Source organism: Sphingopyxis sp. EU05-FHT14B03, assembly GCF_058790875.1.
The window spans coordinates 1-22,723 of record NZ_JBYTDC010000004.1 but is presented as its reverse complement, the minus strand read 5'-3'; the positions used below and the strand labels follow the sequence as shown (position 1 = coordinate 22,723).

Annotated in this window: 24 protein-coding genes; 17 read left to right on the top strand and 7 right to left on the bottom strand. The window is 61.4% G+C overall.

Annotated elements, in window-relative coordinates:
* Window positions 1–24 precede the first annotated feature (24 nt).
* Window positions 25–624, bottom strand: coding sequence for a Crp/Fnr family transcriptional regulator (locus tag AC3WS4_RS21570; protein ID WP_310255448.1), 600 nt, complete (start codon window positions 622–624; stop codon window positions 25–27).
* On the opposite strand from AC3WS4_RS21570, the gene AC3WS4_RS21565 reads away from it, so the two are divergent.
* Complete coding sequence (locus AC3WS4_RS21565; protein ID WP_081997377.1) at window positions 526–3,189, top strand: TonB-dependent receptor; 2,664 nt, start codon at window positions 526–528, stop codon at window positions 3,187–3,189. The two genes, AC3WS4_RS21570 and AC3WS4_RS21565, sit on opposite strands and share 99 nt — an antisense overlap.
* A gap of 223 nt (window positions 3,190–3,412) precedes the next feature.
* On the opposite strand, the gene AC3WS4_RS21560 is transcribed toward AC3WS4_RS21565, so the two are convergent.
* The 5 genes from AC3WS4_RS21560 to AC3WS4_RS21540 all read right to left on the bottom strand — a co-directional run bounded on the left by AC3WS4_RS21560 (window position 3,413) and on the right by AC3WS4_RS21540 (window position 10,204).
* The gene (locus AC3WS4_RS21560; protein WP_052208318.1) at window positions 3,413–4,819 is read right to left on the bottom strand and encodes an ATP-binding protein; all 1,407 of its coding nucleotides are present in this window, start codon (window positions 4,817–4,819) and stop codon (window positions 3,413–3,415) included.
* Window positions 4,816–6,438, bottom strand: a complete 1,623-nt coding sequence (locus tag AC3WS4_RS21555) for a radical SAM protein (protein WP_039575682.1) — start codon at window positions 6,436–6,438, stop codon at window positions 4,816–4,818. The genes AC3WS4_RS21560 and AC3WS4_RS21555 overlap by 4 nt, the downstream gene beginning before the upstream one ends.
* Window positions 6,439–6,474: 36 nt before the next feature.
* A complete protein-coding gene (locus AC3WS4_RS21550) occupies window positions 6,475–7,971 on the bottom strand; it encodes an ATP-binding protein (protein ID WP_492740581.1) in 1,497 nt (498 codons plus the stop codon).
* A 107-nt stretch (window positions 7,972–8,078) separates the two neighbouring features.
* Window positions 8,079–9,845, bottom strand: coding sequence for a PIN-like domain-containing protein (locus AC3WS4_RS21545; RefSeq protein WP_039575678.1), 1,767 nt, complete (start codon window positions 9,843–9,845; stop codon window positions 8,079–8,081).
* A gap of 164 nt (window positions 9,846–10,009) precedes the next feature.
* Window positions 10,010–10,204: a hypothetical protein gene (locus AC3WS4_RS21540; protein ID WP_039575676.1), complete on the bottom strand. Its 195-nt coding sequence runs from the start codon at window positions 10,202–10,204 to the stop codon at window positions 10,010–10,012.
* Between the two features lie 254 nt (window positions 10,205–10,458).
* Here AC3WS4_RS21540 and AC3WS4_RS21535 point away from each other — a divergent pair, with 254 nt between their 5' ends.
* The gene (locus AC3WS4_RS21535) at window positions 10,459–10,728 is read left to right on the top strand and encodes a hypothetical protein (RefSeq protein WP_148309134.1); all 270 of its coding nucleotides are present in this window, start codon (window positions 10,459–10,461) and stop codon (window positions 10,726–10,728) included.
* Here AC3WS4_RS21535 and AC3WS4_RS21530 read toward each other — a convergent pair whose 3' ends face one another.
* Window positions 10,729–12,117 carry a hypothetical protein gene (locus tag AC3WS4_RS21530; RefSeq protein ID WP_039575668.1) on the bottom strand — a complete coding sequence of 463 codons (1,389 nt, stop codon included), beginning with the start codon at window positions 12,115–12,117 and terminating at the stop codon, window positions 10,729–10,731.
* A gap of 371 nt (window positions 12,118–12,488) precedes the next feature.
* Between AC3WS4_RS21530 and AC3WS4_RS21525 the strand changes: the two genes are divergently transcribed.
* The 15 genes from AC3WS4_RS21525 (at window position 12,489) to AC3WS4_RS21455 (ending at window position 22,506) form a co-directional block, all read left to right on the top strand.
* Window positions 12,489–13,682, top strand: coding sequence for a hypothetical protein (locus tag AC3WS4_RS21525; protein WP_039575666.1), 1,194 nt, complete (start codon window positions 12,489–12,491; stop codon window positions 13,680–13,682).
* Between the two features lie 56 nt (window positions 13,683–13,738).
* Window positions 13,739–14,128, top strand: coding sequence for a hypothetical protein (locus AC3WS4_RS21520; protein WP_052208316.1), 390 nt, complete (start codon window positions 13,739–13,741; stop codon window positions 14,126–14,128).
* Complete coding sequence (locus AC3WS4_RS21515; RefSeq protein WP_039575664.1) at window positions 14,125–14,979, top strand: Mom family adenine methylcarbamoylation protein; 855 nt, start codon at window positions 14,125–14,127, stop codon at window positions 14,977–14,979. The genes AC3WS4_RS21520 and AC3WS4_RS21515 overlap by 4 nt, the downstream gene beginning before the upstream one ends.
* A gap of 61 nt (window positions 14,980–15,040) precedes the next feature.
* On the top strand, window positions 15,041–15,280 hold the full coding sequence (locus AC3WS4_RS21510) for a hypothetical protein (RefSeq protein ID WP_081997376.1): 240 nt from the start codon (window positions 15,041–15,043) through the stop codon (window positions 15,278–15,280).
* A gap of 99 nt (window positions 15,281–15,379) precedes the next feature.
* Window positions 15,380–15,889, top strand: a complete 510-nt coding sequence (locus AC3WS4_RS21505) for a hypothetical protein (protein ID WP_310255457.1) — start codon at window positions 15,380–15,382, stop codon at window positions 15,887–15,889.
* 31 nt (window positions 15,890–15,920) lie between these two features.
* Window positions 15,921–16,463, top strand: a complete 543-nt coding sequence (locus AC3WS4_RS21500; RefSeq protein ID WP_039575658.1) for a hypothetical protein — start codon at window positions 15,921–15,923, stop codon at window positions 16,461–16,463.
* Window positions 16,460–16,729, top strand: coding sequence for a hypothetical protein (locus AC3WS4_RS21495; RefSeq protein WP_039575656.1), 270 nt, complete (start codon window positions 16,460–16,462; stop codon window positions 16,727–16,729). Before AC3WS4_RS21500 ends, AC3WS4_RS21495 begins: the two co-directional genes overlap by 4 nt.
* Window positions 16,730–16,795: 66 nt before the next feature.
* Window positions 16,796–17,440 carry a hypothetical protein gene (locus AC3WS4_RS21490; RefSeq protein ID WP_039575653.1) on the top strand — a complete coding sequence of 215 codons (645 nt, stop codon included), beginning with the start codon at window positions 16,796–16,798 and terminating at the stop codon, window positions 17,438–17,440.
* Between the two features lie 11 nt (window positions 17,441–17,451).
* Window positions 17,452–17,913: a hypothetical protein gene (locus AC3WS4_RS21485; protein WP_039575651.1), complete on the top strand. Its 462-nt coding sequence runs from the start codon at window positions 17,452–17,454 to the stop codon at window positions 17,911–17,913.
* A 68-nt stretch (window positions 17,914–17,981) separates the two neighbouring features.
* Complete coding sequence (locus AC3WS4_RS21480; RefSeq protein WP_039581098.1) at window positions 17,982–18,464, top strand: hypothetical protein; 483 nt, start codon at window positions 17,982–17,984, stop codon at window positions 18,462–18,464.
* A gap of 110 nt (window positions 18,465–18,574) precedes the next feature.
* Window positions 18,575–20,260: an ATP-binding protein gene (locus AC3WS4_RS21475; RefSeq protein ID WP_039575647.1), complete on the top strand. Its 1,686-nt coding sequence runs from the start codon at window positions 18,575–18,577 to the stop codon at window positions 20,258–20,260.
* Between the two features lie 74 nt (window positions 20,261–20,334).
* The gene (locus AC3WS4_RS21470; RefSeq protein WP_039575644.1) at window positions 20,335–20,766 is read left to right on the top strand and encodes a hypothetical protein; all 432 of its coding nucleotides are present in this window, start codon (window positions 20,335–20,337) and stop codon (window positions 20,764–20,766) included.
* 39 nt (window positions 20,767–20,805) lie between these two features.
* Entirely contained in the window at window positions 20,806–21,012 is a 207-nt protein-coding gene (locus AC3WS4_RS21465) for a hypothetical protein (protein ID WP_039575641.1), read from the top strand.
* Window positions 21,013–21,247: 235 nt separating this feature from the next.
* Window positions 21,248–22,123, top strand: coding sequence for a hypothetical protein (locus tag AC3WS4_RS21460; RefSeq protein ID WP_228383923.1), 876 nt, complete (start codon window positions 21,248–21,250; stop codon window positions 22,121–22,123).
* A gap of 95 nt (window positions 22,124–22,218) precedes the next feature.
* Window positions 22,219–22,506 carry a DUF5983 family protein gene (locus AC3WS4_RS21455; protein ID WP_039575639.1) on the top strand — a complete coding sequence of 96 codons (288 nt, stop codon included), beginning with the start codon at window positions 22,219–22,221 and terminating at the stop codon, window positions 22,504–22,506.
* The last annotated feature ends 217 nt before the right edge of the window (window positions 22,507–22,723 follow it).

Here is a 22,723-nt window from a genome sequence, read left to right as displayed (position 1 = left end):
TCTGTCTTCAGGGGAACAATTGGATCACTCGCCACGCGCAAATTGTTCGAGCGCGGCTACATCCCGGACGACGATGCGCCCATAGCCCAGCTCTACCATGCCCCGGCTTGCGAGATCGCGCAGTATCTCGTTGATCCGGGGGCGCGTGGCACCGACCGACATCGCCAACTCCTCCTGACTGATATGGTCCAGCGGCGACACCGGCCCCGCATCCTCGCCATAGGGCCATCGACCGAGATCGCAGAGACGCGCGGCGACTCGCTGGACGAGCGGCAGGCCCATGCCTTCGATGATGAACTGAGCCAGCTTTCGCTCCGCCGCCAGTTCGGGCGCCAGCAGCAAGCGGTATGTGGCGACGTCGCGCTCGAAGATACGCGCCACGTCGGCAGGAGCCAGCGACAAGGTCCGGGCGCCATATCTCGCAATGCCTGAATAGGCGTGCGGCAGGCCGTCGAGGCAGCTCAGATAGCCGACCCACTCACCGGGATGGATGACGCCCATGATGACCGCCCGGCCATCGCGCGAATGGCCGACGACACGAATGTCGCCGGAGAAAACGCCGTGCAGGCCGGTCGGCGGGCCGTCTTGTTCGAACAGCGCCGCGCCGGGCGCGATCGTGCGCACGCTGCTCGCTTTGAAAACGGCCTGACGCACCGCTTCGGGCAGGGTCGCAAGCCAGCCGCCGCTGCGCAGCATCGCTTCGAATACAGCGGCTTTGTTCACCATCGAACCAATTGTCTCCCCAGGAACAGTCGCCGGCGATGCTGCCATGTAGCGCCATACAAGCACAAGTCGATGACCCGAAGCGCGCGGACGCATCAGGCATCCCGGTTCGCAGGAGGCCGTCCGTGCAGCATCAAGGGGGATAAGATGAACCGACCGAACCGCAACCTGTTTGCCGCCCTGTCAGGGATTTCCTGGCTGGCGCTTTGCCCGCCTGTCATGGCACAGCAGAACGAGGCGCCCGCCACGGCCGTGTCGGAAGAGGATGGCTCCGCCCCGGGTGACATCGTGGTCATGGCGCGAAAGCGGGAAGAGCGGCTTCAGGATGTGCCGCTGTCCATATCGGCAATTTCCGGCGACACTGTGGCCAATGAGCGGTTGTTCCGCATCAGCGACTATGCTGGAAAAATACCGAACTTCTCCGCGCTTCAGCAAAATACACGTACGTCCGGCCTCTATATCCGGGGCGTGGGCGGCAACGCCAACAATGACGGCGCGGAACCGGGCGTCGGGCTCATCGTCGACAATGTCTTCTTCACCCATGTGGGCTTCAGCTGGCTGGACTTCGTCGATCTCGATCATGTCGAGCTGGTGCGCGGGCCGCAGGGAACGCTGCTTGGCAAAAACACGACCATCGGTGCGCTGGTCGTTACCACCAAGAAGCCCAGCTTCGATCCGGGCCTTGAGCTGGAAGGCACGGTCGCCAACCGCAATCGCTATGAAATCCGGGCCAATGCGACAGGGCCGATTGCAGGCGACACGCTGGCCTACCGGGTCACTTTCTATAACACGAAGGGGGATGGCTGGGCCCGCAACGCATATAATGGCCGCAAGCTGCTGGACCTCAACCGCTGGGCGGTGCGCGGCCAATTGCTGTTCGAAAATGGCAACGTGACCAATCGGGTCATCGCCGAACATTATGAAACGTCGGAATATAACAACTTCTATTCGCCCTTCGCCGACGTCAATACGCTGAATGACGGCACCGTCCGCAATGGCTGGGAGCGGAAGATGCGGACCCTGTTCGGTTATGACCCGAACTATGATTTCCCCAACAATGCCAATTCCGATCAGCTCGGCCTGATGAAATCGAAGACCAACGGTCTGTCGAACCAGCTCGATGTGGAAATCGGCGATCATACGCTGACCTCGGTCTCGGCCTGGCGGGACTATAGCTATCGGCCCGATCATGACTCGGACCTGTCGCCCTTCTCGATCCTGAAGGCGGGGTTCGACCTCGACGTATCGCAGCTGTCGCAGGAAATCCGCCTGGCCTCGCCCACCGGCGGCGCGTTCGATTATCAGGTCGGCGGTTATTTTCTGCGCGAGAAGATCGACAGCAACAACCGCTCGCGGTTCCAGAAGGACGCGACCACCTATTTTCTCAGCCCGCTTTTACCGGCGTCGGTGCTCGACGGCGTGGAATATGACCAGTTCGGCCGCGCCAGGATCACCAGTTACGCCGCGTTCGGCCAGGCGAGTTGGCACGTCACCGATCGCGCGACGCTGACCGGCGGCCTGCGCTACACCATCGAGACCAAGGAAGCCTCCAATACGGGCAGCAGCTTCGGCGGAGAGACGCTCCCCGCCGGGCTGGAACCCTACCGCGCCGCGCTGGTCAGTGCTTTTGGCGGTCCTTTCCTTGTCGAAGGCAAACGGACCTACCGCTCCTTCTCCTGGCTGATCAATCCGTCCTACAAGCTGACCGACGATATTCTTGCTTATGCCTCGGTCAGCTATGGTGAAAAATCGGGTGCGGCCAATCTCTCTGCCCTGCCGGGCCGGCCGCTTTTGATCGATCCGGAAAAATCGACGGCCTATGAGATTGGTATCAAGACCAGCTTCGCCGATCGCCGCGGCACGTTCAACGTCGACCTCTACTGGAACGACATCAAGGATTATCAGGCGGGACAGATCGATCCGGACCGCCTCGCACTAGGCACCTATCTCGGCAATGCCGGCTCGGTTCGTATGCGGGGTGTGGAATTCGATGCGGCTTACCGCATCGATCGGCATTTCAACCTGTCGCTGAGCGGCGCCTATAACGATGCGATTTACAAATCCTATGCCAACGCGCCGGCACCGATCGAATATGGTTCCGGCATCCTCGACCTGTCCGGACAACGAACCGGCGCGCCGAAATGGTCGGGGCAAGCCAGCCTCAACTATGAAGCCCCGGTCACGTCGAACCTCAACATTTCGGCATTCGTGAACCAGAGCTATCGCAGCCGGACCAACCTCCTCAATCCGCTGTCCGTCTATGGCGAGCAGGAGGGATATGGGCTGACCAATGCCGGACTGGGCATCAAGGATCCCGACGATCGCTGGTCGGTGCAGATCTGGGGCCGCAACCTGCTCGACAAGATCTATGCCGTCGGCATCCAGTCGGCCAATCCCGTGGCACCCTTCTTCAAGATACCGGGCGATCGCCGCACGTTCGGCCTGACCGTGAAGGGGCGCTTCTGATTGGGTCTGACATAGACGTCACGATGGGTTTCGACCAGCATATGGTCATCTTTATCCCTTCACGCTCCGTCAAAAGCTTGGCGCGATCACCGCGACCTCACCTTGGTATGCGGCAGAAATGCGCCCAATATTGGTCATTCGAACGGATGTTGCATAATACCTGAAAGCTGACTTTCGGGAGCGGGCAAGAAAGTGCACAAGCTCGTCGCTAGGGGCGAGAAAATTATGGTTGCTTTCCCAACGCCTCTTCCAACTCACTGAGTGCGGCGAAAACTGGCTCGTCCACACTGTCTCCTTTGGAGTGCCTTCGGGCGAAGGCACGCATCGCGTTGACGCATTTTTCCAGCTTGGGTCTTATGTCGCTGTTGATGGCATTTAGGTCTCGCAGCTGGATGTCTTGCCCTAGCGCCGACGCAGTCTGCTGAAGTGCCTTCGCTCGATTTCGATCAACAGAAGCAGAGCGGCAGCATTTCGCTATCTTCCGGGTCAGCGGCTCGAGCTGGGCGGTCAGATCGTTGAAATGGACATTATGCTCGAAAAAGTCGCGCCGAGCGTTGGGGATGATCCGGCGGTCCAGAACGTGGATTTCAGCGACTGCCCAAGAATTGAACCGGGGTTCCGCGAAATAATCGATCAGGACTTGGTGGTCGCCGACTTGGATGTCGCCGGCCCTCAGCCGGATTCCTCCGATGCGCGCACGACGCGGCAGGGCGCCGAGATAATCGTGATGAACGATCCAGCCGACTGCGGCGACACCGCCGTCGCGGTCTTCGAAGGTTAGAAGTTCGCATTCCGAGATATGCCCGTCCTCATTGGCCTTTGCCGGGAATTGGTCGCGGTGGGGGCGCCGCAACGGTTCGCCGTCGTTGATCCGGATCTCTAGTTCGGGCAGCGGTGCGTGCGCCTTGATATGATGCTCGATAGCCGACGCGAAGGAGAAGGCGCGGTCGAACGGGACGGGTGCGACCTCGGCGAGATAATCAGCGATAAGTTCCTCATTAAGCAAGGCATCCCGTCGATGGTGTCGGACGATGTCGCGCAGCTCGACCTCAAAGAAATGTGGCGGGTCGGAGGGATCTGCAGGCTGCACCGTTAACGTGACAATATCGTCGACGACGCCTGGCAGATCATCATTCTGTCCGAGTGCGCGCAGCGCCGCTCGCAGCCGCATACAGTCCCAGCTGAGCTCTACAACCTCGGTGTCGCCTGCGGCGCGGGTCCGGAACAGGAGCTGGCGACAGTAGGCGAGGCCCGCGAGGCGGCCGATGCCCCGGAAACCGCGCGCATCCGTTCCGCGCTTGCGGCTTCCTCCGATCGCCAGAAGTCTCCGGGGAGCCTCGCTGACGGGTATGCCCGTGCCATCATCCGTAATGCGGACCGAGCGTGCATCATGGTCGATGCGGATATCTACCCGGCCTCTGCCTCGCGGTCCGTCGAGCCGTCGTGCCTCGATGGCATCGGCTGAGTTTTGTACATATTCGCGGTAGATCGTCAGCGGGTCAGTGTACATAGCGCTGCTGAGCAGCTCCAAGATGTCCTTTCCGATGACGACAAGGTCGCCCGGCGAGGCCGAGGCGCCCGTTCCGGTGATGGCTGGCGAGGCCGACGGTTGGCGCGCGGCCCGCTTCACAGACCGAGCCTTTCGGAGCCGACGGCGCGAGTGTGTGATGGAACGAACATGTCTTCTTCCTCTAGGCCGGCGTCCTCGACAAATTCATCTGGGGCAGGGGCGTCGGCCGGAATCTTCGTTGTCCGCGCCCGCTTGTCCCAAATCGCGCGCTCCGCATCCTTGCTCAAAGGGATGTAGAAATCGAGAACATGGCGGAGGAGGTCATCCTCCTCCTCGTCGCGAAGGTCGCGGAAGCGGCTGGGATGCCGCGACGAGAGCTTAGCGAGCAACTCCCCCTTCTGCGAGGGTGAAAGTCGGCGGATCGCCGCTTCATAATCGTCGAGCTGCCCTCGTCCGCCTTCCGCTTCGAACCATTCGCGATTGAAAATGAAATGCTGGGGCAGGAGCAAGATACGCCGGAATGCATCGACGTCGGCGCCGAAGGCACGGCGAAAAAACTCTGGCGCGCCGCTGACCACACCATGGGTTGCCTGCAGGACGAGCTGAAGCGAGCGCAGCTCATAGCGGGTCCAGCCGTCGCTGACGAAGCTGCGCTCGGGCAGGTCGGTCGGCTGGTAGCGCATGGGAAACGACCAGATTCGAATATCGAGTTCTTCGTTGAGCTGGACGTTGAGCCACATCCGCTCGAAGAGATCTGCGGGGTCGTCGCGGAAATTGTAGAGCATGTAGTTCGACAATTCGCGAAGGCCCGCATCGGCCGAGTATCGGATCGCCTGTTCATAGGGCTTCTTCAGCCCGAGATGATCGAAGGCGATGCGTAGCGGTTTCAGGCAAATCGTCGCAAGTTCCTGCAGATACATCGGATCTTTGCACAGGATACGGGCGTCGACGCCCTGGTTGAAATCGACCCGGCGCTTCGATGCCGTGCGTTCGCCCGGGCGCTTCAGCGTCGCGCCTGCTTCGAAACCGAGGTCGCGAATCTCGGCGATAATCTCGCGGAAGCGCGGCGACGCGACGACATTATTGTCCATCAAGGTAAGGTCGCGCTTCTCGCCGTGGCGCTCGCGAATGCCGTTCACATAGTGGGTGAGGGAAGCTGCGTCGCGCTGCGCACCTTCGAGCTTCGGTACCCCGCAGAAATGACATTTGCGGATGCAGCCCCGGGACGCATAGGCGAAATAGGCATCCTTGACCGGGTAAACATATTCGATCTGGTCGAGGATCGCATAGTCCGGGATCAGATCCTCGATCGGCGTTCCGCCAAGGTCGTCCGCGTAGAGGTCGCCGTAAAATTCGTCGAGCTGGAGGGCGGTTGCCGGGGGCTGTGTCAGCAGGCCCGAGATGAACCGCACCCCCCGCCAGCGCGCCTCTGTCTTGAACCGCTCGGTCATCAGCGACGCCGCAATGCCGCCGACGAAAACGCGGTCGGCGCGCCCGCCGACCAGCTTCAGCGCATAGTCGATCGTCTCGCCGATCTTGCGGTACTCGAAGGAAAATAGCGTGGTGACATAGACGCGGTCCCACACGCTCGCTTCGGCACGCGGGTCTTGCCCCTTGATGAAGGTGACATGGTCGCCCTTGCCATGGGGGCCGTGATAGGCCGCGATCTTCATCAGGCCGAGCGGCGGATATTTATTCTTGTAGCCCGGCTCGATCAGCAGAATCCTACGACCGGCCATGACGGTCTCCTGTGGCGGTCAATTTTACCTTCATGGTCATAGATCCCGGAACCGCTTCAGGAGCAATTGCCGCGCCTTGTTGAAGGTCCGGGTATCGAGGAGCGACTGGAGCACGTCGAAGACGATGTCGAGAATATCGCGGTGGGGCACGTCGCCGTTGTTGGGCGACGACCGGCGTGACGTGATCGTCGGCTTCAGGACAACCGATGCCTCTTGGGCGAGCGCGCGAAGGCGAACCCCGGACTCGCGGATATCGGTCTGTTGTTCCTCAGTATAATCGTCGAGGTTGAGATTCTCGAGGCGCTTCAAGGCCGCATTCAATTTGCGCTCGGTTGCCTTGCGATCCGGTGGGGGCTCGTCGGCCTGAGGATTTGCCTTCGGCTTCAGCGATTCCTCGACCTCCTTGATTTCCGTATCGGTCTGCAGTTTGACCTTGTCGAAATCCTTCGATTTCCGCTCCCGGCTCGCCTTGTAGGCCTCGCGGGCGAGCGGTACGATTTCAGCGAGAATCTGACCTTCTATCTCGCGCCAGGCCGTCGAGTCCTCGAGCCCGTCGCGACGCGCATTCGGAAAGACGGTGTCGCCTTCGATGAAAATCTCGCCAATGTGCCAGGCACTGAAGCGCGAATAGGATTTGCCGTGCTTTGCGAGGGTGCGGCTCAATATCTCCGCGTCGCCGAGCTGGATATTTTTCGTGCGCAGGCGGAAGCCTCCGAAGTCGTCCTTGACGATCCCGTATAATGCAGTCTCGGCGTGCCACCCCCACCAGCGCGAACCCGAAGCCTCGCCGCCGTTGAAGAAATTGATGCGGCGTATGGTCGCGGGTTTCGAACCGGCATGGATGGTCTGCTGGTAAGGCTTTCGCAGTTCCTCGCCCGGTTCGTCCGGCGGACCCAGAAAGACCGGAACCGTCGGAATGGTCTGGCCGATATTCTCGGCGTGCCGCTTGATTTCCTCGCCCGGTGCCCAGTGCGATTTATAGTCGACGGGCGCGACCATGCGCAGATAGTCCCCCAACGAGGCGATGTCTTTCATCTCGGCCGGCGTTTCCGAGAGGCCGTGGAGCGTGACGAGCGTGTAGTGATCGTCGAGGGCCTCGCCATCCCGCGTCTCGTGCGAAATACTGCGTCTGAAGACGGGCTCGAGCTCTTCATTTCCTTCGCGCAGGGCCTTGCGGATTTCAGAGCAGTTATAGGAGACGATGCTGGTAACGGCTTCTCCGGGGGCCTTGCAGGTAAATTCGAGCCTGTCGCAATAGGCTATGCCCGCGAGCCTTCCGATTCCGCGAAAACCGGCTTGGCGACGCGCGGTCTTTCGCGACGATCCGATCGAGGTCAGCGTCTCCCAGACCCTTTCAGCCGTGATGCTCGCACCATTGTCGCGGATTTGAATGAAGCCGTCGCCGCTCTCGGAAACTACGATATCGATGCGGGGCGGAGCCTGGAGCGCGACCGACCCGTCACGAGAACTCCTTATCGCGTCGAACGCATTTTGCACATATTCGCGGATCGCGTCGCGCGGCTCGACATACATGCCCGTCGTCAAGGTCTCGAGGACATAGGAACCGATCAGAAATTTCGGTTCCTCATCCGTCTTGGGCTGGGCTTCGCTTTCGTTCGTCATCTTTCATCCCTTCTCCATCACCGCAACTGCAGTCCGGTGCTGGTGCCCCAATCGATCAACCCGGTAAGCCCGTCCCAGCAGACGCTGTCAAATCGAGACAGACCCACGTCGAGTTGGCTCTCCGGAACGCAGAAATAGCCAGCGAGTGCATGGCGCAGATCCGCCACGCGCGCCTGCGTCACTCCGCCCATGATTCTGGTGAGCGACCGCGGGCTGTCGCGCGCGACATCTTCGAGCAGCGCAAGTTCGCCGAAGTAAAGACCCTTGAGTTCGCGCACGCCTTCAGCGTCCCGCTCGGCAACGGGCGACAGGCTGAGCTGTGGCGCGGCCGGATCCGGCGTCACCATAAAGAATCTGCGGCTCGGGCCGATGCGTTCTGCAAGGCTGGTGACCGCATCCCGCATTTGCGGGACGGTTTGCAGTGCGAAAACATCCTCCAGAGGCTCGCGGAGCGGCCGGTCGCGGAGCTTCCCTTGCGCATCATAATAGAGCGCCTCGATCGAAGCGCGTAGGATGGCCACGCGCGCCTCGCGGTTGATCCCGAACGATTCGGTGATGATTTCCCGAAGCAGGATGCTGGCGGCTTCGACATCCCTCTCGGCAGCCATCATCAAACGCTGCACGAAGGCCCTGACATCATCGATGGCGGCGTTCTTCATCAGCGCGTCGCGCAGCCCCGCGACGGCTTCCGTGGCGGCTGCGGGATCGCTGCTGGCGAGCGCTTCGACGAGCTGGCCTACATCAATGCTGGACACAGGTTCCGCAGGCTCGGGCGCTGCGGGTGCGTCAGTTTCGGCGCCATCAGGGGTCGTGGGCAAGGGGCTGACCGGTTCGGTCGGGGTAAAGGCAATCGGCTGATATGCGTTGAACAGATGCTCGGCGTCACCCTGAAAACTATGCAAGGTCTGAGCGAGCATGCCGAGGTTGAGGATCGCGAGCCCCGCATCCTCCCGCGCCTGTTTCATTTCGTGGACGAGCAGCGGAAGAGGGAGAATTACCTTCAAGCCATTGCGGCCATCATTTCCTTGCGGGCGACCGTTTTCCTCGATGACGGTTGGCGGCGTATAAACCCAGTCCTGCTTGTTGTCGTTGGTCAACAAGACCACGCTTCCACTTTCGAGTGTTCGCACATGATCGAGTATCTCGCGCCATATGATGAGGTCGCCGTATCGATTGTCGGCCGCTCGCTGCTTGTCCGCCTTTCCCTTGTCAAGGAAGCCGGGCGGGTGGCCACCGATCGCCCGAGCGGCGAATTCCGCATCCAGATTCGCGATGCCGCGGTAGATGTCGCTCTGCAGAACCGACTTGTTCACGACCTCGACGATCCAGTCGCTACAGTCTTCGACCGTTTGCCTTGCCTGGCGCAAAAGTCCCGCCTGCCGAAGCAGCGGCCGCGCAAGCGAGTCGAGATTGCCCAGATAGCTTAGCCGGTCGGACTGCTCGTCCGTCGCCTTGGCGCGGCCGTCGTCGACGTATCGCCGAGCCTCGACCTGCAGTGTCTCGACGGCTTGAATGGCCTGTTCGGCCGCTTTGGCCATTGGGATGAACAGCTCGGGCTTGGCCGATATCTTGCCAAAGACTTCATGCCCTACCCAGGCTGGTACGTGAAATCTGTTTCCGAGACCCGCAATCCAGCGGTCGAGGTCGCTGCGCGCAACGGGGTTAAGCGATGCTGCCGTAATCAGAAACGAAGTGTCGGCGAAGAAATGGTTATCCTTCGCCGTCAATGCCGTTCGCAATTGTTCGTTGAGTTCGGCGCGTTTTACCGAACGGGACTGCAGCATAATTCCCCCCTCTCGATTTGTTCGGCTGCTTGGCTGTGCCGAGTCAAGGGGGAACTGGGTTCAATTCTGCTGATAATTTTCTCGGATGTAGGGGCCCGGCACCGTCAAGCCGTAGCGGCGCGCCGAAATTGTCCGCGTACATCCCCTCGATCCGTTCGGTCTCGTCATCCGTCAGCGCTTCGAACTCCTTGTCGCGCGCGCGCAGAGAGGCGCCCCTCATTTTGGGCGAGGAATTTGCGCAGGAGCTCGACCTTGGTGGACGGCATGTCGACCAGCTGCTGCACTGCTCCGTTGAAGGCGTCGAACGCCTTGAGGAAACGGACCTCCTCGGGAAGGTCGTGCTCGAGAGTCTGTTCCACGCATTCGTATAGGAACTCGGCGTGGCGGCTGCAGTCGATGTAACGGTAATATTTGGCCGTTTCGTTGAGGGCGTCGACATTGCCCTGGTTCGTGCGCCGCCAGTTGATTTCGGGGAGCAGCCGCTGCGAATAACTTTCGAGGACCTCCCAATATTCGTCGACCGAGGACGAAGCCGCGATCTAAGCCCTTGCCGTTACGGGCACCTTGACATTTCCTGGAGATCGACTAGATCAAAAGGGGAACGGAGTAGGTCATGCAAGTTGCGACCGGAGAAGTGCCGAAAGCCTATGCCCGTCAAGGCGGGTGGCGGATTTCCGTCGATCGTGCCTGGCGTTCGCGACAGATGCGACAGACTTTTGAGGCTGATACCGGGACGGCTCCGCTCGATTCTACGGACGAGCGCCGCAATGCGTCCGGGGAGACTGCGGCATATTACGAGAACTTTCTCCTGTGGGCGACGCGCTATCTTCGGCTGGAAGAACAGGCTCCTGCGCCTATCCGTGCGAAGCTCCTGGGAGACTGATCAGCTCCGCTGGATCCGGATTCCGTGGATATCGCTTAGCAAGGCGACGGCCTTCAACAGGACAGCCTTCTTCGTGTCGTCGGCCTTCAGGGTCTTGATGGCTGCTTCGATATTTTCGCGCCGCCGGACCTTTGCAGCTGCGAATGCGGCATTCTTGTCGCGAAGCTCGCGGACCTCCTTATAGGCGGTGCCCAAGCGGGCGGCGTCGCGGGTGGCTTCCGCCACCGAGATGACGGTTCCAAGGCCCGGTGTCGCTTGCCCGATATCCTTGATGATGTCGTTCCTCGTCTCGATGAGCGTAGCCTTAGCGGTTTCTACGATCCTCGGTTGATAGGCGATTAGTTCGGTCAGGACATGATCCTCGAATTCCCGGGCCAGGCCGGCAGCAACCTCGGCAATGCCTTCGGCGTCGAGCGCGTGAAGCGCCTCTTCACCGTCCGGAAGCGCCGCCGCATTTCGGTAGTCGCGGATTATGCCGTCATATTTGTCCTGGAACCCGGTTTCCCTCAGGGCGTCGCCGAGCTTGTGTACGGTCGCGAAGTCAAGCGAGTCGATGATCTGCGATGGTGCGGCCATGGCGTGAATCGAATCGAGCGCGAACCCCATGAAAGCTTCAATGAATATGGCGGTCTCCGACAATTGTTCGGCGCTGCTGTCGCGGCCAGCCAGCATGCCATCGACTGCTCGGAAGGCTGATAGGGGATGGAGGTCGGTCCCGGCCTCGCATCTCACTACGCCGGTGCCGACGAGATGATAGCAGGTAGCCGCGAACTGAAGCATGGAATCCCGCGCCGCGGCTGGCAGGCCGCCGATATAGCTTCTCAGCGTAACGCTATTGCTGAGATCGAGCGCTGCAACCTCCTCAGCGACCTTCTCGACGTCTTCGCCTGACAGGCCCGCAGCGCGGAGCATAGCGACGACATGCGAATTCCCTTGCCTCAGCCCGGCCAGAAGAAGTGTTCGGAATTTCTCGCCGACATCCGCCAGCGCCCATGGCATGGCGGAAACAATGCTGGAATCAAGACGAGCGATATGATCGTCGAGGCGGCGGTCCGTAATGCCTGCCTCGCTGAGACCTTCATTCGACGCGATCAGGTCAGCGAGGCTTTCCTTGTCGGTACGAAACGCTGGCACGATCGCTTCGCCGGAGAAAAGGTCGGGGTGCTTGTCCATCAGCAGCACGCCGAGCGGCGAAACGAGATAGGCGCTGTTAAGCGTGACGATGCCCTTGGTGATCATCTTCACCTTGAGCGCGCGTGCGGCAAGCTCGACGCTTTCTTCCGGTTGCTCCGGATTGAAGTGTGACGGCAGCAAATCGGTCGAATAGATGCGAGGCCCACGGAGCTCCTCGGCTTTCACCACGCGCCGCGTATCAAGAAAATTCGCCAACGACTTGCTCCTGCGACTGATTGCGCAGCCATATCGGCAATCGACCGATTAATTCAATTGCAGTCGATCAATGAATTGCCTGTCGGCTATGATCACCTCTGCTCCAAAACCCGTCTGTCCGGTTTCGGCCAGAACTGCTTCAAAACAGACTCGTGAGCGGTTGACCAGTTTGACTGTTTGGCCGTGGCAGCGGGAATGGCCGCTTTAGCGGCCCGGCTGCGAATGACGCTCTAGCCTGAATTCGGAATGATCTCGACCGTCTGGACTGATCGTCGGCTTCCCTCGTTCAGAGGAGGAAGGGGGGTGAGGGCGGAGTGCGTCCAAAGGCTGATCGGCCTTCCGCGCAACCCATCCCACCAAGGAGAGCCACCGTGGCCACGCTCGCACCCACAACTGGAAATCCCGTTTCAGGCGCCTATCGCGTCGATATCTCCCGCGGCCGAAATATCGGGCGCGTATCTTCCGAATGGTTCTCGCGCCCCGACGATGAGCGCTATCTTTCGCTGACCGAGCTTTACGCGGCCGTTCGTGCCCGCGCCGACCGCTCCACCGCACGCGTCGTCGATAGCAAGGAAATCCGCGTCGAGGCGCGCAGCGACAGGCCCGAACGCCTCTCGCTCATCGTCCCCGGCGAGGAACGACCCGTTGCTCCAACCAACTGGTCGTTCGGCCAGCTTTGCAGCCTGGTCAGCGCACCCGCATCCTATCTGCGCGAACTGCCCGCGGCGCTCGCGGGGATCAACCTTCAGCACGGGCTCGTCGCGCACCGGGCCGAACAGGTCAAACTCTACCAGACCCACGATGGACGGACCGAACTGCGCGCTGCCACCGGTCCCGACTATGGCCGGATCTTCGATCACGAACTCGTCGCTGCGGTGATGAAGATCGCCGGAGATGGCGTCGGGCAGACCCGGTGGAAGGTTCCAGGCGTGCTCGACTGGTCGAACATGCACTATAATCCCTATGTCGACGTCAGCCGCGACACGACGACGCTCTATGCGTCCGATCGCGACGTCTTCCTGTTCCTCGTCGACGACACGCACCCGATTGAGGCGGGCAAGCTTCCGAACGGCGAACCCGATCTCTACTTTCGCGGCTTCTACAGCTGGAACTCCGAGGTCGGCGCCAAAACGCTCGGTATGGCGACCTTCTATCTCCGCGCCGTCTGCATGAACCGGAACCTCTGGGGCGTCGAGAATTTCGAGGAGGTCAAAATTCGCCACTCGAAATTCGCGGCCAACCGCTTCGCGCACGAGGCCGCACCGGCGCTCGAGAATTTCGCGGATTCCTCGCCGATGCGCTTCGTGAACGGCATCAAGGCGGCGCGCGAGCGCATCGTCGCCAGGAAGGACGAAGATCGCGAGGATTTCCTGCGCAAGCGGGGCTTTTCCAAGGCCGAGTCCGCCAAGATCGTCGCAACCGTGCTCAGCGAGGAAGGCCGTCCGCCCGAGAGCATCTACGACTTCGTGCAGGGCATCACCGCCTTCGCCCGCACCAAGACCCACCAGGACAGCAGGCTCGATACCGAGGGCAAGGCCCGCAAGCTCCTCGAAGCCGTCCACTGACATCCAGCGCCGCCGGGCGCGATTGTCCGGCGGTCCCCCTTCGAATGAGGAAAACTATGGCCGACGCACGCCACATCCTGCTTGCGACGATGCAGGACCTCATGTCCAACTATCTCGTCGACGAATGCCCCGATCATGTGACGTGGGAAGATTTCGATCCCGATATCGACGGTCTGCGATCCACCGTCATCGACCTGCTCGACAAGTTGCTGTCGCCGACCGCTCCGGCAGATATCATCACCTATGTCGTCGACGTCGATTTCTACAGCGGCGATGACTGCTTCGCGACCGAGGTCTTCACGATCGACGCTTCGACGCCCAATGGCGCCCAGCACCGCGCGCTCGATCTGTCGCTCGATAGCATCTACAATGACCCGCGCGTTCCTGACCTTTCAAGGAGGGCTTCGGCCCAGTCCACCGATGACGGCGCGGGCAGCCCGGAATGATCACCGACCGGACCCAGCGGTGGCGCAAGCGCCGGTGCCGCTGGGTGCCGGGCACTGCGGAAATCGACCCCGCAACCCTGTCCGTCGATATAATCGATACCCGGCGCGAGGCCGCGCCGTTCGTCAGGGAACATCATTATGCGGGGTCGATGCCGGTCGCACGGCTCTCGGTCGGCCTCTTCGCCAATGGCCGCGGTGGACGATCGGAACTCGTGGGCGTTTGCGTCTTCTCGCACCCGGTCAATAATGCAAGCGTTCCGAAAACGGCGGGTCTCGGCGATCCGCGCGCGGCGTGCGATCTTGGACGTCTCGTCATACTCGACAGTCAGGGCGCCAATTCGGAATCGTTCCTGGTGGCACGGGCGTTCCGGCTGCTCCGCCGTGAGAAACCCGAAATTCTGTCGGTCATATCCTATGCCGACCCGGTCAGGCGCGTCGATGCAGACGGACACGTGTTCCTTCCTGGCCATGTCGGCGGCCTCTATTCGGTGATGGGAAGCCGCTATATCGGCCGATCGAGCGCGTGCACCGACCTCATCCTGCCCGATGGCCGCCCCATATCGTCGCGGGCAATATCCAAGATCCGCAATGCCGAATGCGGTCAGAGATATGCGATGGAGGATTTGATCCGAGCCGGTGCCCGCGCGCCGCGCTTCGGCGAGGACCGCGGCGAATGGCTGGCCAGCCTCGAACGCACCGGCCTTTTGACACGGCGGCGCCATCCTGGCTGCCACGCCTATCTCTTTCCTTTGACGAAGGCGGCGGTGCCGAGCCTGCCGTATCCCATTCTCGACCGGGCGGCGACAGAAGGCGACGTCACGAAGCTCCCGCTCCTCGACCTCGCTGCCTAGGCGGTCCCTTCAGCGATCGGTGCTGGCGGCCCCAAAATCCGTTCGTTCAGGGAGAAAGCGAATGCACATCATCCAGATTCAAGGTCGGATCGACGTGCCTGACGGCACCACTCCAATACCAGGCATCGAGAACCAGTTTCGGCTTCCTTCAGGACAAATTGCCTCAGTTCACCCTGTAATCGAACTGGCAATCGGTCCCGATACGGATGACCACCGCGATCTCACCTATTCGGAAGCCGCAAGCATGGGAATCCTCCTCGACCTGTACGATCGAACAGCGACTCTCCGCACATCGAATTGAGCTCAGGCTCGACAATCCAGCACGGCCTGAAATTCTCGGCAAACAGCGACCGATAGCGCAGCCATCGTGGCAGCTGCATGGAGAAGAGGGGGATGGGGCTTGGGTGATCGTCCAATTCAGGAGGCGCCACCCATGAAAATCGAACTTCGCCGCATCACCTATAATTCCGCTCTGTCTCAGGAAACCAGCGCCTACACGGCTGACGTCTATATCGATGGCGAACTGGCCTTCCATGCCCGCAACCAGGGGAAGGGCGGCGCTGACTTCTTCCACAAGATCGGCCGCTGGACCGAGATGGAAGTCAACCAGTGGTTGCTCGCGAACCGGCCGCCGCGATCCTTCGGCAGGTTCAGCTATGATCACGACCTCGAGGTCGAAGTCGGCGATCTCCTGGCCCGCGAACTCGAACGCCGCCGGTTGAAGCGGCTGATGCGGACCTGTCTCGTCACGATCGAGCGCGGTCAGATCTACCAGTTCCCGCTTCGCAAGCGCCCGGTGGACACGATCATCAGCGCGGTCCGGGCGACCAATCCCGATGCGGTCATCGTCAATGGCGCGAGCGGCGATGTGCTCGCCCAGGCCGTCGAGGTTCTCCTCTCACAGAAATGACCTGTCGCCACGAACCCCAAGGAATCCGAACATGGCCAACAACTATGTCGAGACGGCCTTCAATGTGCCCGTCACGCCCGAAGAAGCATCGCTGCTCGAGGAATGCTTTCTTGTCGCCGAGAAACTGTCCCCCGGTTTCAGCAAATCATCGCGCGCGGCGATGCAGGCGCTCGAGTCACTCTGCGCCGCTTGCAGCGATGCCTTCCGCAAAACATTCCCAAAGCAAGATCAGGAGGAAAATCCGTTCGCGTCCTTCCTCGAACTCTGGCTCGATCCTGATGTTCCTACTTTCGATGCGGACATTACAATCGACGAAGAGCGCGACGATACGGGCCTCGTCGCGTTCATTCGCGGACATGAAGCCGATGTTCAGGCGATCGCATCGCTGATCCAGAAGGTCTGCAAAAGCGCGCTGCCATTCGGTTTCGAGTGGGCCTCAACCTGCGACAAGTTCAGGCCGGGCCAGCATGGCGGCGGATATTTCGTGATCAGCGACACGCAAATTCTCGGCGCCTCGACCCGCGAGATGATGGACGAAACCCTTCGATCGCTCCGCCCGGGAGTGAGGACGTGACCGGCATCGCCAGCGCGAGCGTGACGCACTATGTCGATGTGTGGGACGAGCAAATCATGTGGCAATCGGCCTTTTCCGCCTATGAAAAGACGAACGGAATCGCCGACCAGCCCGATTTCGAACTGATGTGTGGGACGCAGCACAAGCCCGATATCTGCGCCTGCCTCCAGATGATCTTCGATCCCGGCACCAGCCCGATGGGCGTCCAGAACGAGGATTGCTGCGCCGAGCTGATCGAGAATAGCGGACCGGAGCTGACCGAATGAAGCGGGAGGAGAGGGGGATGGGCGTGGGCGGGCGCGATGGGGCGTCCGGAGGCAGGAGCCTATTCCATGGCCTACGATATCGCGTTCCGATTCCAGCAAGCGCTCGATCCTTCGGGCTTGTCGACGCTTCCGGCCTGTCTCCACGCGCTGACCACCGCGATCAAAGATTGCCGGAACGCCGGTAAGTCCGACGATCTCGATCCGGCCGTGATTTTGCTCGCGCGCCATCTCGGCGCCGTAGCGAGAGACTTGGGAGAGAATGACAGTCTGCTTCGCCGCGTCTGCATGGACCGGATTGCCGACATGCGAGGCAAATCCGCCCTTGCGGTGCTCGCGCAGAAGGGCGTCAGCTATGACGAGCAGGCCAAGAAGCTCTTCCATAGCGATGGCCGCAAGGCGTTGAAGCGACTCGGCGACGCCCTTTGCCTCGCCGACGGAAGCTATGACCTGCGCTCGAACAAGGGCGGCATCGCCGTCAGCGGCGAGATCATCCTTCATGGCGAAGACATCTATGTCCAGCTCGGCCTCGGCATCGGGTCGGGCCGCGAGGTGATGTTCCGCCGTGTTGCAGGACGACGCGACTATTGCGGCGACCGCAATCATTGGGCTGCCATTGGCGAACTGCTCGAGCCCGATCGCCTCGCCGTCCGCATCCGCCGCGACCTCCATCTCCCCAATCCCGGAACGCCGCCCCTGCGGCTCGTCGCCTGAGGAGTAAATCGATGGAAATCCTTGTCTCCCGTTCCCGCCTCGCGGGGACGCCGCCCCATTATGTCTACCGCGTCCTGGTCCCCGTCGACGGCGTGGCGGCTGAACGCCGCGCAATGGGCGGCGTTTCGGTAGCGCCCAGGGTCGCGGGGCGGATCGCATGTGTTCGCGTGGCGCCCGTCGTGGCGCCCGAGCGCTATTTGATGATGAGCCCCGTCGAACGTGCGGCCCTCGCGCCGCGCATCGGGGCGCTCAGCCGCAGGATCGAATTGCTGATCATCCGCTCGATCTTCCCCGAGATGACCGCGGACTCGGTGCCGATCATATTCGAGCTCGACCATGACCCAGGCGATGCGTGCGTCTGGATCCAAATCGCGGACCTCACGGCCGCATTCGATCGCCTTGAGTCCAACCTCGACATTCTCACGGCCTTCGACCTCGGTCTGCGTCAGGGCGACAATCTGCGCGCCGCCTGATGTCGGCCGGCCGAGTCCACGAAACCTGCAACCTCGTCATGAAGTCACTCAAAAAGAAAGGGTCTGAAATGACCGTTATCGGACATAATCACATACGAAAGGTCGAAACGTTCGACGGCTACGATATTATCGCGCACCCGCTACCGGCACGCGATGAACGCGTCTATTATCCGACGGAACCGGACAGCTGCAGCGCAGGCGTCACCTATGCCTCGCACGATGTGATGGTCGCAAGGCCGACCGGCATCGGCAAGAAGGGCCGCCTCGCCATATTGATGCACCATGGCGGCGGCCGCCATGTTCTCGAATTCTACGAGGGGCTTTTGCCGGTCGCTTCGGCCCTGCTCGCTCTTCCCGAGCGCGAGCAATATGCGCTTGCCTATACGATCTTCGAGCAGGCCGACGAATGCGCGGCGGGCATGCGCGCCGCCGAGGCGCGGCGCTGGGCCGAGGCCCATGTCGATGGCCGCATCCGCAAGCGCCGCCGCGGTCGCTCACAACAGGTCTATGTCGAAACCGAAGCCGAGCGAGCCATTCGCCGCAGCCGATAACGGGCGCCATCTTGGCGGGCCTATGCGCCTGCTTCCCGAATGCCGGGAGGGAAGGGGGGAGCGGATCGATGCGGCAGCAATGATGTTGCCGGGCAACCGGAGATCCTGACATGGCGCTTCCCAGCGAGATTCGTCCATCAGTCGGCGATGAACTCATCACGAAGGTATCGCGCCTGTTCAACGGGACGATCACCGATGTCCTCAACGAGCTGTTCCAGAATGCCCGCCGCGCGGGCGCCGGACGGATCGAAGTTCATGTGCGCGATCATGAGGGCGGCTCGAGCCTCCACATCGCCGACGATGGCCGCGGTGTCGACGACCCTGCTTCCTTCGTCACGCTTGGGCGCTCTGGCTGGAGTGACGAGATCGCGCAGCGCGAGGACCCGGCCGGCATGGGTGTGTTCAGCCTTGCCGGCAGGACCGTGACCGTGCGGTCCTTCTCGCGGGTCGCAGACGAGGGCTGGGCAATGACCATCCCAGCGGACGCCTGGGAAGGAACGCAGCCTCTGGCTGTTGAAAGCTGTCGGATCCGGGCGGGGACAGAGATCATCATCGCCATGCCCAAGGAATGGCTCTGCAATCTTCGCGCCCAGGTCGAGGCCGCTGCGCGGCATTTCCCGCTTCCGATCCATTTTCACGGCGAACTTCTGCCGCGCGAAGATTTCCTCGAGGGAGCCCATCGCGTCGAGGAATGGAATGGTTGCCGGATCGGCATCTTTCGGGGCAGCTATGACCTCGTGAATGAGCCGCGCATCAATTTTCACGGCGTCAAGGTCGCCTGTCGATTGCCGTCGGTCAAAGAAGTCGATGCTTCGTATCCGTGGACCGCCCGGATTGATATCGTCGACGCCCCATCGTTGCAGCTCGTGCTCCCCGCGCGCAAGGAAGTGGTCGACAATGCCGCACTGGGCGCGCTGCGGGCCGCCGTTCAGACCGCCATCTATCGAACGATTGGATCCGAGGGCAGCCATCGTCTCTCATTCCAGAACTGGCAGCGCGCCGCGGACCTCGGCATCGAACTTCCCGAAGCCAGCGCCTGGCTCTACGAATGGCGCCCGTGCACCGCGGACGATCGTGGCGGCGCCGAGGGCGCCCGCATCGAGGCCGTCCCGATGATCCTGGTTCCCGATCATGACGCCGATATCGAGCAATGCGCGGCGCCGCTGCTGACCGAAGATCGGCTCGGCTTGCGTGCCGTCCGCGCCGAGGACGCTTTCTCGGGCTACACATGGTATGATGGCCTTCCCCGCGTCACGGGCCTGTCCTTTGCGACCGAGATTGACGGGCGGCAGATTCACTACGCCGACGGCGATGTGATTTTCCCGGACATTTTGTCCGGACGCGTTCCAATGATCACGCTCGAAGTTCCAGTCGTCCGCTGCGCCGCCTCCGACGAGCCGATCGTGACGCTGTGCTTCCCGGTCGATATGCTGGTCTGCGCGAATGGCGGAACGAGTCTTGATGAAACCCATGTCTTCGTTCGCGAAGGAGCCTCTATCGCACCGGCGGCGCTTGCGCAGAAGATCGAGGACTGTTGTTTCGCCTACGACGAGGATTGCATCAGCGACAGCTGGCGCACCCAGCAACGCGATTTCGAGCGCGATGCCCGAAAATTTGCAAATGAACTGCTTCTTGGAGCCGATGAAGCGCTGGCGGAGAATATCCGCGCCGTCTTCGCCGAAGAGGTTCAATGGATGATCCCGATCGGGCGGCGGCTCACGCTCGAGGCCCACCAAGGCGATGTGCGGGTCGCGCTGACGGCCAATGACGCTGACCCTGAAATCACCACGGCATGACCATGCCCAAACCCTGATCCGAGCGGGCGAACCGGTGGTCGCCCGCTCGGCCCGATTCCCGAGGAGTCACTCCCGTGGCGGAAGATGAATTCGACAATCTCATCGACAACGCGACCCATGCGGTCAACAATTTGATCCCATCCTCGCTGCTCGCCGGAATGGATGCCGAGGGGCGGTCGAATCTCTTGATCCTGATCAACGATGCCCTTGCGCCCATCTTGCGCGACCTCGGTCCTCCCGAGGGTGGCGACGCTGGCTCCGCGAGGACGCGCCTTTCGACGATGGCCACCTTCATTTCCGAACTGATCGAGACGCATGTCGACAAATGCGAAGACGTCGGGTGCGGTCCGGACGAGCGCCCGGCGCACATCGTGTCCGAGACATTCGGTACGCAGGCCCAGATCGCCAGCATCGCGACCAGTTCGAGGATCGATGCCGCGCATATTCATATCGTGCTCGAAGGCGGCGATGCCTTCCGGCTCAAGATCGAACGCGTCGGCGCCTGAAGGCGGGCCTCCCTTCATTCCCTTCGACTGGACCTTGTCATGGCGAACGCTGAACCATCGACCCAATTGTCGCCGCGGCGCGCGGAACTCGCCTCGTTCGAGCGCTGCTATGCGGTCGCTGTCAGGAACCGCCTCGCCAGCGGCTGTATCCAGTTCATCGTGAGCACCGGGGAGGCGCTGCGGCCCTTCAGGGTTTCGTCGCGGCCGCCCGAAAAGGGCGAAAACTTGACAACCCTCGTAGCCTGACCGGCCCGAAGCGGAGGAGGGAAGGCGGGGTCATTGGCACGATCCTCTGAAGGGTTTTCGCCGATGACATCTTCACGCCCACATCATTCGCACCACTTCTTGCGGCGATCGCTCGACTGCCGGAACCGCTGATATGGCTGCCGCGCTCGCCCGCCTCGCGTCTGGTGTCTGGCTACGCCCCTGCCTTACGGACGATCCTGCGCTGCCACGCACGCCGGTCATCGCCGCGTGGGGTATGGGACTCGACAGCACGGCGATGATCATCGAGTGGGTCGCGCGCGGCAGGCCCCTCGACCTCGTATTGACGGCCGATACCGGCAGCGAGCGTCCGGAAACCTATGACTATCTCCCGATATTCCAGCGCTGGATGGACGTCCGCGGCATCGCGCACGAGATCGTCCGCTACGCGCCGAAGCGCTTCAAGCATTGGCCACCCTATTTCTCGTTGCTTGAAAACTGCCTGACCAACGCGACGTTACCCTCGATCAGTTTCGGACGGCACAGTTGCAGCCAGAAATGGAAGATCCAGCCGCAGGACAAATGGGTCGAGAGCTGGGATCTCGCGAAACAGGCTTGGGCGCGCGGTGACAAGGTGATCAAGCTCATCGGCTACGACGCTTCGCCAGCGGACAGCCGCCGGTATGCGCACCGCGAGGGACATGTCGACCCGCGCTATGACTATTGTTACCCCTTACGCGACTGGGGCTGGGACCGGCATCAATGCACGGCTCGCATCAAAGCCGAAGGTCTTCCCGTTCCCGTCAAGTCGAGCTGCTTCTTCTGTGCGGCCATGAAGCCGCACGAAGTGCAGACCTTGCCCGCCTGGTGTCTGCGACTGATCGTTCTCATGGAAGCGCGCGCGGCACCCCGACTGATCAATGTCGAAGGCCTGTGGCGACGGTCCACTGGTGCGCGTCCCGGTACGATGACCGAATTTATCCGGGGACGCGGCCTTTTGCCGCCCCTCGAGATTGCCGCGATCGTGAACGGCGCCCCCGTCGCCCTCGTCGAATTCCAAGCCGTCGCGGCACAGTTTCCAGTCGAAGCGCGCCCGCCGCTGCGCGAATGGATCGACCGGTTCAACGAAGGTGTCATGCGGCTCGCTGCGTGACCGTCGAGAACCGCGGACCCGACTTCGTCGCCCGAACCGCAGACTCTGTTCATCGGATGGTTTCTGATCCGAGCTCACCACCCAAGGAACTCACTATGGAAACTGGACAATATCTTGTGCTCAGTACCGCACATATTCGCTGTGCGACCGGGCAGATACTCACCGCCTGGGCGGATTATCCGCCACACAAGCAACCGTTGCCAGTGGCGCCGACGCAATATGGCTGGTTCCTTCATACGATGACGCCGCCGCCCGAAGCGCAGCGCCGCCTCCCCAAAGAATTGCCCCCGATCCTTGCGTTCGGCCGCGACAACGGCTGCGATTATGTGCTGCTCGACAGCGACGGCCCGACCGAAGACTTGCTCCCGACTTTCCCGTGGTAGGGCACAGAAATTGGCAGCCTCGTTACGGTTCAGCATCGGACTGCGGTTTTACTTGCATTTGTTCCCGGCAAAATGCCTGCTATTGGACAAGTTAGATAGCTTGGTATTCTGAAGGGTGAACTCATGGACGATTCCGAAACGCTAGGGCTGAGACTCATTCAGAGCCAGAAGGCCAAGGTAGTGACCAGCGCGACGGCTGACAGGAAGTTGGCGGCGA

Excerpts from the sequence above, each read along its gene's own strand:
- AC3WS4_RS21480 (WP_039581098.1), top strand. The coding sequence starts at position 17,982 with ATGACCGTTATCGGACATAATCACATACGAAAGGTCGAAACGTTCGAC.
- AC3WS4_RS21485 (WP_039575651.1), top strand. The coding sequence starts at position 17,452 with ATGGAAATCCTTGTCTCCCGTTCCCGCCTCGCGGGGACGCCGCCCCAT.
- AC3WS4_RS21490 (WP_039575653.1), top strand. The coding sequence starts at position 16,796 with ATGGCCTACGATATCGCGTTCCGATTCCAGCAAGCGCTCGATCCTTCG.
- AC3WS4_RS21475 (WP_039575647.1), top strand. The coding sequence starts at position 18,575 with ATGGCGCTTCCCAGCGAGATTCGTCCATCAGTCGGCGATGAACTCATC.
- AC3WS4_RS21545 (WP_039575678.1), bottom strand. The coding sequence starts at position 9,845 with ATGCTGCAGTCCCGTTCGGTAAAACGCGCCGAACTCAACGAACAATTG.
- AC3WS4_RS21510 (WP_081997376.1), top strand. The coding sequence starts at position 15,041 with ATGCACATCATCCAGATTCAAGGTCGGATCGACGTGCCTGACGGCACC.
- AC3WS4_RS21565 (WP_081997377.1), top strand. The coding sequence starts at position 526 with ATGGCCGACGACACGAATGTCGCCGGAGAAAACGCCGTGCAGGCCGGT.
- AC3WS4_RS21500 (WP_039575658.1), top strand. The coding sequence starts at position 15,921 with ATGGCCAACAACTATGTCGAGACGGCCTTCAATGTGCCCGTCACGCCC.
- AC3WS4_RS21520 (WP_052208316.1), top strand. The coding sequence starts at position 13,739 with ATGGCCGACGCACGCCACATCCTGCTTGCGACGATGCAGGACCTCATG.
- AC3WS4_RS21465 (WP_039575641.1), top strand. The coding sequence starts at position 20,806 with ATGGCGAACGCTGAACCATCGACCCAATTGTCGCCGCGGCGCGCGGAA.
- AC3WS4_RS21515 (WP_039575664.1), top strand. The coding sequence starts at position 14,125 with ATGATCACCGACCGGACCCAGCGGTGGCGCAAGCGCCGGTGCCGCTGG.
- AC3WS4_RS21460 (WP_228383923.1), top strand. The coding sequence starts at position 21,248 with ATGGGACTCGACAGCACGGCGATGATCATCGAGTGGGTCGCGCGCGGC.
- AC3WS4_RS21455 (WP_039575639.1), top strand. The coding sequence starts at position 22,219 with ATGGAAACTGGACAATATCTTGTGCTCAGTACCGCACATATTCGCTGT.
- AC3WS4_RS21555 (WP_039575682.1), bottom strand. The coding sequence starts at position 6,438 with ATGGCCGGTCGTAGGATTCTGCTGATCGAGCCGGGCTACAAGAATAAA.
- AC3WS4_RS21535 (WP_148309134.1), top strand. The coding sequence starts at position 10,459 with ATGCAAGTTGCGACCGGAGAAGTGCCGAAAGCCTATGCCCGTCAAGGC.
- AC3WS4_RS21550 (WP_492740581.1), bottom strand. The coding sequence starts at position 7,971 with ATGTATGTCGAGCCGCGCGACGCGATCCGCGAATATGTGCAAAATGCG.